At 65.1% G+C, this 12,359-nt stretch carries 11 protein-coding genes; 3 read left to right on the top strand and 8 right to left on the bottom strand.

From position 1 onward, the window contains the following. Window positions 1-3 precede the first annotated feature (3 nt). From JQ604_RS02275 to JQ604_RS02245, 7 genes are all read right to left on the bottom strand, one after another. Window positions 4-1,101 (bottom strand): asparaginase, encoded by a 1,098-nt coding sequence (locus tag JQ604_RS02275; RefSeq protein WP_212352516.1) that lies wholly within the window; start codon window positions 1,099-1,101, stop codon window positions 4-6. A gap of 249 nt (window positions 1,102-1,350) precedes the next feature. Further along, window positions 1,351-2,478, bottom strand: coding sequence for a muconate cycloisomerase family protein (locus JQ604_RS02270; RefSeq protein WP_212352514.1), 1,128 nt, complete (start codon window positions 2,476-2,478; stop codon window positions 1,351-1,353). Further along, complete coding sequence (locus JQ604_RS02265) at window positions 2,475-3,230, bottom strand: SDR family NAD(P)-dependent oxidoreductase (protein WP_212352512.1); 756 nt, start codon at window positions 3,228-3,230, stop codon at window positions 2,475-2,477. The genes JQ604_RS02270 and JQ604_RS02265 overlap by 4 nt, the downstream gene beginning before the upstream one ends. Continuing rightward, window positions 3,230-4,024, bottom strand: a complete 795-nt coding sequence (locus JQ604_RS02260; RefSeq protein WP_212352510.1) for an amino acid ABC transporter ATP-binding protein — start codon at window positions 4,022-4,024, stop codon at window positions 3,230-3,232. The genes JQ604_RS02265 and JQ604_RS02260 overlap by 1 nt, the downstream gene beginning before the upstream one ends. Then, window positions 4,021-4,683 carry an amino acid ABC transporter permease gene (locus tag JQ604_RS02255; RefSeq protein ID WP_212352508.1) on the bottom strand — a complete coding sequence of 221 codons (663 nt, stop codon included), beginning with the start codon at window positions 4,681-4,683 and terminating at the stop codon, window positions 4,021-4,023. The genes JQ604_RS02260 and JQ604_RS02255 overlap by 4 nt, the downstream gene beginning before the upstream one ends. A 190-nt stretch (window positions 4,684-4,873) precedes the next feature. After that, complete coding sequence (locus tag JQ604_RS02250; protein WP_212352506.1) at window positions 4,874-5,728, bottom strand: transporter substrate-binding domain-containing protein; 855 nt, start codon at window positions 5,726-5,728, stop codon at window positions 4,874-4,876. Between the two features lie 191 nt (window positions 5,729-5,919). Then, window positions 5,920-6,948, bottom strand: coding sequence for a LacI family DNA-binding transcriptional regulator (locus tag JQ604_RS02245; RefSeq protein WP_212352504.1), 1,029 nt, complete (start codon window positions 6,946-6,948; stop codon window positions 5,920-5,922). A 340-nt stretch (window positions 6,949-7,288) separates the two neighbouring features. Between JQ604_RS02245 and JQ604_RS02240 the strand changes: the two genes are divergently transcribed. The 3 genes from JQ604_RS02240 to JQ604_RS02230 all read left to right on the top strand — a co-directional run bounded on the left by JQ604_RS02240 (window position 7,289) and on the right by JQ604_RS02230 (window position 10,961). Further along, complete coding sequence (locus tag JQ604_RS02240; protein ID WP_212352502.1) at window positions 7,289-8,266, top strand: sugar ABC transporter substrate-binding protein; 978 nt, start codon at window positions 7,289-7,291, stop codon at window positions 8,264-8,266. Between the two features lie 126 nt (window positions 8,267-8,392). Then, window positions 8,393-9,949 (top strand): sugar ABC transporter ATP-binding protein, encoded by a 1,557-nt coding sequence (locus JQ604_RS02235; protein WP_212352500.1) that lies wholly within the window; start codon window positions 8,393-8,395, stop codon window positions 9,947-9,949. A gap of 55 nt (window positions 9,950-10,004) precedes the next feature. Next, window positions 10,005-10,961, top strand: coding sequence for an ABC transporter permease (locus tag JQ604_RS02230; protein WP_212352750.1), 957 nt, complete (start codon window positions 10,005-10,007; stop codon window positions 10,959-10,961). On the opposite strand, the gene lpdA is transcribed toward JQ604_RS02230, so the two are convergent. Further along, window positions 10,958-12,355 (bottom strand): dihydrolipoyl dehydrogenase, encoded by a 1,398-nt coding sequence (lpdA, locus tag JQ604_RS02225; protein WP_212352498.1) that lies wholly within the window; start codon window positions 12,353-12,355, stop codon window positions 10,958-10,960. The genes JQ604_RS02230 and lpdA overlap by 4 nt on opposite strands. Between the last annotated feature and the right edge of the window lie 4 nt (window positions 12,356-12,359).

Raw genomic sequence — 12,359 nt, 5'->3', positions numbered from 1 at the left:
AGATCACCAGGTGGCCGTAAAGGCTTTCTGCATGTCGCCCGGCGCCGTCATGCCGTTTGCGATCAGGAGCTGGGTGAGGACGCGCGCCTTCTGCGGATTGAGATCCTCGGAGACGACAAAGCCATTCTTGTCGTCATCGACCTCGACGTTCCGGGTGACGAAGCCGGATCGCACCCGCGTGGCGCGGACCACGACGATGCCCTTCTTCGCTGCCGCCTCCAGTGCATCGATCGCCGATTTCGAGCTGTTGCCATCGCCGACGCCGGCCAGCACGATGCCCTTGGCGCCGTGGGAGATCGCGTCCTCGATCGGGATGGCGTCCATGTTGGCGTGGGAATAGACGATCGCAACCCGCGGCAGTTGGTCGCCCGAGGGCAGCGCATAGTTGCCGCGCTTCAAGCCCGTCGTCTGCGCCATGAAGCGGACGCCGCCGGCGGTGTCGACATATCCGATCGGGCCGCTGATCGGCGAGTTGAAGGTCTCCAGGCTCGTGGTGTTGGTCTTGGTCACCGCACGTGCGCCCTCGATCTTGTCATTCAGCACGGCCATGACGCCGCGCCCACGCGAGCGCGGATCGGCGGCAACCTGCACGGCCTCGTAGATGTTGCTTGGACCGTCGGCGCTGACGGCGGTGGCCGGCCGCATCGAGCCGACGATGACCACGGGCTTGTCGCCCTTGATGACATTGTCGAGGAAGAACGCGGTCTCCTCAAGCGTGTCGGTGCCGTGGGTGATGACGACGCCGTCGGCCTCATCCTTGTCGAACGCCTGCTGGATGCGACGCGCCAGCGCGAACCAGACCTTGTCGTTCATGTCCTGCGAGCCGATCGACGAGATCTGCTCGGCGTTGAGTTTTGCCAGCTGCCCGAGGCCCGGCACGGAGGCGACCAGCTGCTCGCCGGTGATCTGCCCGGACTTGTAGGCTCCGGTGGCGCGCGGATCGGCCTGGCCGGCGATCGTGCCGCCGGTCGCGAGCACCAGGATGCGCGGTGGATCGGCGGCCTTTGCGGCAAAGTTGATCGGAGATGAACAGAGCGCGAGGCCGATCGCTGCGAGCGTGACATTCCTGAGACGCGCTGATCGGAAGGTGGGCGGATTCATCGTGGTGCCTCCTGCTTGCCTGGGCATCGTTGCCCGGGATCGTGCCCATCGTTGCGCGCGGTTGTGGCCGACATTGCGACACAGCCAGCAACATTCGTCGCGTCAACGGCGGATTGTTCGCTCACATGGAACAACTTGGTCCGGCATCGCGCGGATTGTCAATCTGCTTGCAGCAGCCTGACCCGGAAAAGCCGAGAGACGCTGATGCAAAAAAATCATGATCTATGCATAGATCGCATTTAGATTGTCTTATGCGGTCGCCAGCACGCGCGCATTGCTGCGGATCGAGGCTTCGCTGACGGTGATGCCGAGGCCCGGGCCGTCGGGGACAACGACATGGCCGGCGCGGTTCGCGACGCGCTGTTCCAACACGTCCTCGGTCAGCACGTGATGCGGCATGTAGAACTCGCAGCCGAGCGAGATGCCCGGCGTCGCCGCGATCAGCTGCGTGCCGGCGGCGAGCCCGATGCCACCTTCCCACAGCGTGCCGCCATAGCCGGGGAGACCCGCGATGTCTGATATCGCCATGATCGCCTGTGCTTCGAACAGGCCGCCGGCCTTCATCAGCTTGATCGAGACGGCATCGGCGGCCTGGCGGCGCACCACCTCCATCATGTCGCGGCGATCAAAACAGCTTTCGTCGGCGAGCACCGGCGTTTCCAGCGCCGCGGTGAGCTGCGCCATGACGTCGAGATATTTGCGCGGCACCGGCTGCTCGATGAAGGTCGGTGCGAACTGCTCGACGTCGCGCAGGATTTTTATCGCACCAAACGGCGCCAGCGCCTGGTTGTAGTCGACGCGCAGGTCGACGGCGTCGCCGAATTCCTTGCGGATGGCGGCGAGGTGGTCGAGATCCTCGCGATGCGGCTTCACGCCGGTCTTGACCTTGTAGATGACGTTGCCGTCGGGCACCATCTTTCGCATGCGCTCGAGATCGGCGGCGAAATCAGGGTCGGCGATCGAGAAGGACAGCGGGATGGTGTCGCGCACGCGCCCGCCGAGCAGATCGGCGACCGACAGGCCCGACGATTTGCCGACGATGTCGAGCAGGGCCATTTCGATCGCGACCTTGGCCTCGGCGTGGCCGACCAGCGCGCGGTCGAGCTCCGCCATCAGCGCGCGGATGCGGCGCACCGGCTTGCCTGACACGATCGGGCGCAGATAGATGTCGAGCGCGGCAAATGCCGCCTCCGGCGTGCCCGTGAACACCTCCCATGGCGCGGCTTCGCCCCAGCCGACGACACCGTCACTTGCGGTGAGCTCGACCAGCACGCGCTTGACCGTGCCCTTGACGTTGCCAACGCCCTGCAGCCGCGCCATCTTGATCGGGCTTTCGATCAGGAACAGCCTGATGCGTTCGACGGTTGCGCCGGTCATGTGAGGCCTCCATTGACGTGCCAGACCTGGCCGGTGACATAAGACGCGGCTGATGAGGCGAGGAAAGCGATGACAGCGGCGACTTCGTCCGGCCGTCCGCGACGGCGAAGCGGAATCATCGCCTCGGTGCGGGCGATCTGCTCGGGCGAGAGCTTGCCTTCGCTCGGTTTATCCTTTGCGATCAGGCCGGGCGCGACGGCGTTGACGGTGATGCCGTCGCCGGCAAGCTCGACGGCCATCAGCCGCACCATCGCTTCCAGTGCCGCGCGGCTCGCCGCGGTTGCCGCGAACGGCGCGAGCTCGGGACGAATCGCGTGCGCGACAAAGGACGAGACTGCGACGATCCGTGGGTCGGTTGCCGCACGCAGCAGGGGCAGCGCGGCTTCCGTCAACCGCGGGAGGGCGAGGGCGGATTCGTCCATCGCCTGATGGAATTGCTGCGGCGAGACGCCGATGGCGCTGCCGCGGCGGGCTGAGCCGCCGACCAGGATCAGTGCATCAAGCCGGCCGAAGTTGCGCTGTGCGGTCGCGACCGCATCAGAGGTGACGGCTTCGTCGGCGAGATCGCCGAGACATTTTGCAACGACGGCGCCTTGTGCTTCCGCATCCGCGGCCGTTGCATCGAGTCCGGCAGCATTGGCGCGGGTGTGCAGGAGCAGCGCCGTGCCGGAGCTTGCGAGCAGTTTTGCCGTGGCGCGGCCGATGCCGCTGGCGGCGCCGGTGACGAGATAGGCGCGGTTGATGTCGGGCATCACGATGCTGCGTTGGCCGGCGGCAGGGCGCCGGTGCGGTGGAAATGGCTGAGGAAGGCGCGCGTTGCAGCCTCGCGCGGCGTGTCGATCACCTGCCGCGCCGGGCCTTCCTCGACCACGACGCCGTCGCGCATGAAGACGACGCGGTCAGCGACCTCACGGGCGAAGGCGATCTCGTGGGTGACGATCACCATCGTCATGCCTTCCGAGGCCAGCTGCTGGATCACGTTGAGGACTTCGCCGACCAGTTCCGGGTCGAGCGCCGAGGTGGCCTCGTCGAACAGCATCACGTCAGGCTCCATCGCGAGCGCGCGGGCGATGGCGACGCGCTGCTTCTGGCCGCCGGAGAGCGTCGCCGGATATTGATCGGCCTTCTCGGCGAGGCCGACCTTTGCGAGTTGCGTGCGTGCGAGCTTTTCGGCGTCGGCTTTCGCCATCCGCCGGACCGTGATCGGTCCCTCCATCACGTTCTGCAACGTCGTCATGTGCGGGAACAGATTGAAGTGCTGGAACACCATGCCTGTGGTGGCGCGAAAGCGCGCCAGTGTTTTCACATCAGGCAGCTTCGTGCCCTCGCCGAACGCAAAGCGCGTGTCGCCGACGCGCACGCTGCCGCCGTCGGGGACGACCAGCAGATTGATGCAGCGGAGCAGGGTGGACTTGCCCGAGCCCGACGGCCCGATCAGCGCGACCACGCCGCCCTTGGCGACGTCGAGGCCGATGCCCTTCAAAACCTCGTTGCTGCCAAAACTCTTGCGCAGCGAACGGACCTCGATCTTGGCGGTCTCGCTCATTCGCTCACCGCCATTCGCTTCTCGCCGCGGCGGACGAGAATGGTGAGAGGGATCAGGATCGCGGCATAGGCGAGCGCCACCGCCGTGTAGGTTTCCAGCGGCCGGTAGCTGTCATGGGCGGCGACCTGGCTCTGATAGACCAGGTCCGGCACCGCGAGCACCGAGACCAGCGAGGTGTTCTTGAACTGGATGATCGACTGATTCATCAGCGCCGGGATCATCCGCTTGATCGCCTGCGGCAGCACGATGCGCGTCATGGTCTGCCGCGGCGTCATGCCGAGGGCTGCGCCAGCCTCCGACTGGCCGCGATCGATCGAGACGATGCCGCCGCGGATGATCTCCGAATAGAACGAGCCGCCATAGAGCGAGAGCGCCAGGGCCGAGGCCGTGATTGGCGTCATCTCGACGCCGGCCAGGATCGGCAGCGCGTAGTAGAACCAGATCAGCTGCACCAGGATCGGCGTGCAGCGGAAGGCTTCGATGAAGACGAGGGCGACCGCGCGCACCCAGGCAAAGCGCGACAGCATGCCGAAAGCGGCGATGAGGCCGCAGAGCAGGCCGCAGACCACGATGACGACGGTGAAGCCGACAGTGACGCCGAGCCCGTTCAGGAAGAGCCAGCGATAGCCCCAGAGGATGCCGAAATCCCAATGATACATGCGTGCTTTCTTGTTTCACCTCCCCCGCTTGCGGGGAGGTCGCATCGCATCGAAGATGCGGTGCGGGTGAGGGCTCTTTCCTCTTGGGGAGTCTCGTTTGTGGAGACACCCCCACCCCAACCCTCCCCCGCAAGCGGGAGAGGGGGCGCAACGGAGCAAGCGGATCCAGCTCGTCTCAACGCGTCACATCTTACAATGACACGCCCGGCGGAATATCCGCCTCCGTCACGCCGACCAGCTCCATGTTGGTGATGATGGCGTTGCGGATGAAGCCGAGGCCCTTGTTGAAGTCGATCCAGGTGTTGACGTAGTCGCGCCAGGTCTTGTCGTTCTCGCGGCGGAAGCCGGCATTGGAGGTGGTGGCGAAGATCGGCGTCGGCAGCACGAACTGGCCGAGCGAGGGATTCTTCTTCAGCACGGTCAGCGACAGCATGGTGATCAGGCACTGCGCGTCGACGCGGCCGGTCTGCAGCGCGGCGGTGGCATCATCGGCGGTCTTCAGCCGCGAGATCTGCGCCTTCGGCGTCAGGCGGCTGACCACCTGGTCGTGCGAGGAGCCCTGGTCGACGGCGATCTTGACGTCGGGCGAGTTCAATTCGGCCCAGCTCTTCGGCTTGAAGTCCTTCTTGCAGAGGATGCCAAAGGCGTTGTTGAACACCGGCACCGAGAAATCGACCACCAGCGCGCGCTTCGGTGTCGGGTTGAGGCCGAAGAAGATGTCGATCTTGTTCGACTGCAGGTCGAGCACCGAATTGCCCCAGGTGGTCTCGGTGATCTCGAGTTCGGCCTCCATGTCGTCGGCGAGGCCCTTGGCGATGTCGATGTAGAATCCCTTCCACTGGCCGCTCGAGAGATCCTTCATGTAATAGGGCGCGCCGCCACCGACCGCGCCGATCCGCATCTTCTTGGTGCGGCGGATGCGGGCGAAGGTGGATTCGTTGGGATCGGCCGCCTGCGCCGCGGCCTGCGAGACCGCCCCGGCTGCCGTCGCAGCGGCGACCGCGCCCAGTCCCAAAATCGATGCCATTTCGCGGCGGTTGACCATGATGTCCGTCCTCTTCAGCTGTCGGCCTTTCAAGGCCTCATCGTATGACAAATCGGAAAGGCCGGGCAACTTGTCTGGTGTGCTTCCCTGTTGGCCTTTTGGCGGGGACGGGACGAACGCCGGGATTGTGGCAGAGACTGCGCACTCGCCTTGAATGATGACGGCCATCAACGGCAGCGCGGTTTGCCGCATTAACGGGCTGCGACTGCCGTCGGCTCAAGCAGTGGCGCAGCCGAGGACTCGCGGATCGCGAGCTCGCATTGAAACAGATCGGGCTTGCCGACCTCCGGCATGTCGCGCCGCCCCAGCAGCGAGGAGATCGCGGCCTCCGCAATCTGCGCCATCGGCTGCACGATCGTGGTCAGGCGCGGCGTGATCAGGTTCGAGAGCGGGATGCCGTCGAAGCCGACCACCGAAAGTCCCGCCGGAATCGGAATGCCCAGGTCATTGGCCGCGCGCAGGCAGCCGATCGCCTGCTGATCGGAGCTGGCGAAGATCGCGGTCGGCCGCTCGTCGCGCGGCCGGGCCAGCAGGAAGGCGCCCGCGGCGCGCCCGCTCTCATAGTCGAACGCCGCGTTGACGAAGAGCGGTTCAATTTTCGCGCGGCCCTGCGGCAGCGTGGTCATGACGTCGAGGTAGCCCTGCAGCCGATCCTCTGCCGGGCGCGAGCCGGCAGGGCCCGCGATGCAGGCGATGCGGCGGTGGCCGAGCTTGGCGAGATAATCCACCGCAATGCGCGCACCGCCGCGATTGTCTGCGGCAACACCGGGATGATCCGCCAGCAGGCGATCGACCGTGATCAGCGGCAGGCCCTTCGGCGCCTTGATGGAGTGGGGGCTGTTGCAGGGAACGATGATGATGCCGTCGACCTTGCGCCCGGCCAGTTGCGCCAGCCGATCGGCTTCCTTCACGGCATCGTCGAACGAGCTCATGAAGATGACGTTGTGGCTGTGATCGGCGGCGGCGCGCTCGGCACACTGCACGAGCTCGGCGAAGAACGGGTTGGTCAGATCGGGGATGACGATCCCGATCAGCCGGCTGACCTTGCTGCGCATGCTGCGCGCAAACGGATCCGGCCGATAGCCGAGCTCGGCGATCACGGCCTTGACCCGCGCCCGCACGTCCGCGTTCACGGATGGATGCTCGTTCAAGACGCGCGAGACGGTGCCCACGGCGACGCCGGCGCGCTGCGCAACATCCTTGATTCCACGCTTTGTCATCAGGCCTCAGTCAATAGCGCGACGGAAAGATGACCAGCAACTGGCGGCGACGACCGCCGTGCTTCGGACGAGACAGCTAGGTCAGTCTCTCTGTCCATTTGGAAACGGTTCATAACTATAGCCGGTAACCGCCAGACGGCAACTAGGGGCGGAAAGGCGAGTTGTCGATCCAATTCTAGGAATTATCCGTAAAACACAGAGGAAAATGATGCGTGGTCTAGGCATGGGGTGTGATGACTTGAAACCCGCCGGTACTTCTGGTACGTCCGAATCTGGAAACGTTTCATCAAGCCGGGGCATCGGGTCCGGCACACGAAAACGTTCACAGAGGGAGGTGGAAATGACGAAGTCGACGCATCGTACGTCCAAGCCGGGATTGAGCCGCCGTCACATCGTGTGGGCCGGCGCCGCGGGCACCATCAGCATCATGGCGGGCCTTCGCCCGACCTTTGCCGCCGGCAAGCCGAAGGTCGGCTTGGTGATGAAGTCGCTCTCCAACGAATTCTTCAAGCAGATGCAGGCCGGCGCGGATAAATACGCCGCCGCGAACAAGGACAAGTTCGACTTCAAGGCGGTCGGCATGAAGGACGAGCGCGACTTCGCTGCGCAGGTCGACGCCGTCGAGAACTTCATCACCCAGAAATACGACATCATCGTCGTCGCGCCCGCGGACTCCAAGGCGATGGCGACGCCGCTCGCCAAGGCCGTCAAGGCCGGCATCACCGTCGTCAATATCGACGTGCCGCTCGACGCCGGCGCCAAGAAGGCCGCGGGCATCGATCTCGCGTTCTTCGGTCCCGACAACCAGGCCGGCGCCAAGCTCGCCGGTGACGCGCTCGCCAAGGACCTCGGCGCGGGCGGCAAGGTCGTCATCCTCGAAGGCAACCCCGAGGCCGACAATGGCAAGCAGCGCAAGCAGGGCTTCATGGACTCGATTGCCGAGGGCAAGCTGCAGCTGCTCGACAGCAAGACGGCGCATTGGGAGACCGAGGAAGCCAACACGCTGATGACCAACTTCCTGACCAAGTATCAGGACATCCAGGGCGTGATGGCCGCCAACGACTCGATGGCGCTCGGCGTCGTCAAGGCGCTCGATGCCACCGGCAAGAGCGGCAAGATCAAGGTGGTCGGCTTCGACAACATTCCGCCGGTGCAGCCCTTGATCAAGAGCGGCAAGATGCTGGCGACCGTCGAGCAGTTCGGCGCCGACATGGCGGTGAACGGCGTCAAGTACGGCCTGCGTCAGCTGGGCGGCGAGAAGTTCACCGGCTGGATCAAGACCGACGTCAAGCTGGTCCAGGCCAAGGATCTGTCATAACGGCCCCCGATCCGGTCTTCGCGATCATCGTGACGCCGATGGCTTGTCGGCGTCACGATTCTGACGAAGATGATCCGCGTCGATGTCCGTTCGCCGGTTGGCGCAACGCGGGGAGCGCTCCCTCAGATGCATGGCGATGAAGTGAGCCGTCCGCGCGCGGAGACCGCAGCGACGACCGAGCAGCCGATCCTCAGGCTGCAATCGGTCGGCAAGCGCTTTCCCGGCGTCGTCGCGTTGCGCGACGTGTCCTTTGAGATCGCACGCGGCTCCGGCCATGTGCTGCTCGGCGAGAACGGCGCCGGCAAATCGACCCTGATCAATCTGCTCGGCGGCGTGCTGCAGCCGGACGATGGCGAGATCTGGTTCGCCGGCGCGCGCTATCAGCCGGCGTCGCCGCTCGAGGCCTTCAAGGCCGGGATCCGCGTCGTGCACCAGGAATTGCATCTGCTGTCGAACCTGTCGGTGGCGGAGAATCTGCTGTTCGAGCAGGTGCCGAGCCGCTGGGGCCTGGTCAATTACCGCGAGATGAACCGCCGCGCGGCGGAGCTGCTCGCCGAAGTCGGGCTCGATGTTGCGCCGACCACGGAGGTCGGCCGGCTCGGCGTCGCGCAGATGCAGCTGGTCGAGATTGCCAAGGCACTATGCCACGAGAGCAAGCTGCTGGTGCTTGACGAGCCGACCGCCACGCTGACCGCGCGCGAGGTCGATCGCCTGTTCGCGATCCTGCATCGGCTGAAGGCAAAGGGCGTCACTACGCTCTACATCTCGCATCGGCTTGAGGAAATCTTTGAGGTCGGCGATGAGGTGACCGTGCTGCGCGACGGCCAGCATGTGACGACCCGCGCGCTCGATGGCCTCAGCATCCCCAACATCGTCGAACTCATGGTCGGCCGCACCATCGCCGATCATGGTGCAATCGGCACGGCTGCACCTGATGGCGAGGAAGCGCTCGGGGTGAGCGGTTTGAAGCTTGCGGCCGACAGTCCCGAAATTTCGTTCTCGGTCGGCAAGGGCGAGATCGTCGGCATCGCCGGCCTCGTCGGCTCCGGTCGCACCGAAGTGGTCCGCGCGCTGTTCGGCGCCGACCCCAAGGCCGGCGGCACGATCCGGATCGAGGGCCAGGAGGTCGAGATCGCTTCGCCGAAGGATGCGGTGGCGCACGGGCTGTGCCTCGCGACCGAGGATCGCAAGGGGCAGGGGCTGCTGCTCGAGATGAGCTGCGCCGAGAACATGACCATCACGGATCTGACGCGGGTGTCGCGGCGCGGGCTGCTGCAGCGCAAGGACGAGAACGACGCTGCGGCGCGGCTGGTCAGGGGATTGCGGGTCAAGACGCCGTCGATCCATCAGGCGGTGCGAACCTTCTCCGGCGGCAACCAGCAGAAGGTCGTGATCGCGAAATGGCTGTTCCGCGGGCCGAAGACTCTGATCTTCGACGAGCCGACGCGCGGAATCGATGTCGGCGCCAAGGCCGAGATCTATGAGCTGCTCGGTAATCTCGCGGCCGAGGGCAAGGGCATCCTGGTCGTGTCCTCCGATCTTCCGGAATTGATGGCGATCTGCCATCGGATCCTGGTGTTCTCGAAGGGGCGGATATCAGGCGAAGTACCGCGCGCCGAATTCGACGAGCACCGCATCCTCTCTCTCGCCTATCAGGAGTACGGACGTGTCCGAGCAAGTTGACGGCGCAGCCACGCAGAAGTCGGGCGCGACCTGGGACAATCTCTTGCGCATCTCGATGCGCGAGGCCGGCGTTGCGGTCGCGCTGGTCTTGATCGTGCTGTTCTTCTCCGCGACCGCGCCTTACTTCGCGACGACAGGAAATTTCCTGAAAATCTTCGTCCAGATCGCGATCAACACCGTGCTTGCGGCCGGCATGACGTTTGTCATTCTGACCGGCGGCATCGACTTGTCGGTCGGCTCAGTGCTCGCATTGTGTACTGTCGTCGGCGCCACCATCATGACCGACGAGCGGCTGTCGGCGGGGACCTCGATCACGCTGGCGTTCTTCGCCTGTCTCGGCACCGGCGCGATCTGCGGCGCCATCAATGGCTGGGTGTGCGAGAAGTGGAAGCTGCCGTCCTTCATCGTCACCCTGGGCATGCTGAACATCGCGAGCGGCTTGGCGCGCGTGGTGTCCAACAACTCCACCATCAGCGGCCTGCCGCAGCCCTTCGTCGAGTTCGGCAACCTGATCTTCTGGGGCGTCTTCCCGTCGATCTTCCTGATCGCGGTCGGCGTCGTGCTGGTCGGCTGGTTCATCCTGCGCTTCACGGTGTTCGGCCGCTTCACCTTCGCGATCGGCACCAATGAAGAGGCGGTACGGCTGTCCGGCCACAATCCGCGCGCGATCAAGATCGCGGCATTCACGATCTCCGGCCTCACCGCGGGGATCGCCGCGATGGTCTATCTGCTTCGCCTCAATGTCGGCAGCCCGATCGCCGGCATCGGCTATGAGCTCAACGCGATTGCGGCCGTGATCATCGGCGGCACCAGCCTGTCCGGCGGCAAGGGCTCGATCATCGGCACGCTGGTCGGCGCCTGCATTTTGCAGGTGCTGTCGACCGGCCTGCAGTTGCTCGGTGCGGAAGACAATGTGAAGCCGATCGTGATCGGTGCCGTCATCGTGCTCGCCGTGATCCTCGATACCTATCGCAACAAGATTTTGCGATTGATGGAGAGCCGTCAGCGCTAGATGTGAATCGCGTGCCCCAGCGATTTCAGCGCGGCTTCGTGGAGGCCTTCGCCGAGCGTTGGATGTGCATGGATGGTCAGCGCGATGTCTTCCAGGCGTGCACCCATCTCCAGCGCCAGGCTGAAGGCCGCTGACAGTTCGGCGAGGCCGACGCCCACGCCCTGGATGCCGAGCAGGGCGTGATTGTCGGCCCGCGCGACGGTACGGACAAAACCGTCGTCGCGATCGAGCGTCAGCGCACGGCCGTTGGCCTTGAACGGGAACAGATCGGTCTTGATCTCAAACCCCTTGTCGCGCGCCTCGCCCGGCGACAGGCCGACGGTGACGATTTCAGGATCGGTGAAGCAGATCGCGGGGATGGCGACATGATCCCAGGCGCGGCGGTGGCCGGCGATGATCTCGGCCGCCATCTCGCCCTGCGCCATCGCGCGGTGCGCCAGCATCGGCTCGCCCGTGACGTCGCCGATCGCGAAGACGCCGCGCATCGAGGTCCGGCATCGATCGTCGATGCGGATGAAGGGGCCGTTCATGTCGAGATCGAGCAGCTCGAGGCCAAAGCCTGAGGTCGCAGGTTTGCGGCCGACGGTGACGAGGATCTTGTCGGCTTCGATCGTCGTCTGCCCGCCGTCGGCGGTCTCGACGACAAGTGCGGTGCCGTCAGCGTTCAGGCCCATCGCCCTCGCGCTTGTCAGAACAGTCACACCCAGCGTGCGAAGCCGCTTCGCAACAGGCTCGCTCAGCTCGCCGTCATATTGTGGCAGGATGCGCGGCGCGGCTTCGACCACGGTGACATCTGCGCCGAGCTTGGCGAAGGCCGTGCCGAGCTCGAGGCCGATATAACCGCCGCCGACCACGACCAGCCCGTTCGGCACCTCGGCCAACGCCAGGGCCTCTGTCGATGAGATGACGCGGCCGCCGAAGGGAAGGGAGGAAAGTTCGATCGGCACCGAGCCTGTGGCGATCACGATCGTTTCGGCATGGATCAGCTGGACGCCGTTGGTGGTCTCGACTGCGACTGTCTTGCCGTCGTGAAAGCTCGCGCGTCCGGCGACGGACCTGACGCCGGCGCGCTTCAACAGCCCGCTCACGCCGCCATTGAGGCGGCGCACGATGTCGTCTTTCCAGGCGATTGTCTTGGCGAAATCGAGGGAAGGCTTTGCGGTGGAGATGCCGAGTGCCGCGTTGCCGTCGGCCGCCCGCGCCACCGTCTCGTAGGCCTCGGCCGCATGGATCAGGGCCTTTGAGGGGATGCAGCCGATGTTGAGGCAGGTTCCTCCCGGTCTGTCCGCTTCGACGATCACGGCGTCGATGCCGAGCTGTCCGGCGCGGATCGCGCAGGTGTAGCCGCCGGGACCGGCGCCGATGACCAGTAGTTTGCAGGTGATGTCGGCCATGGCG

Origin of the sequence: Bradyrhizobium jicamae, from assembly GCF_018130695.1 — a bacterium.
Classification (GTDB): Bacteria; Pseudomonadota; Alphaproteobacteria; order Rhizobiales; family Xanthobacteraceae; genus Bradyrhizobium; species Bradyrhizobium jicamae_B.
Note: the sequence above shows the minus strand (reverse complement) of the source record. Positions and strands in the feature narration are given on the sequence as shown.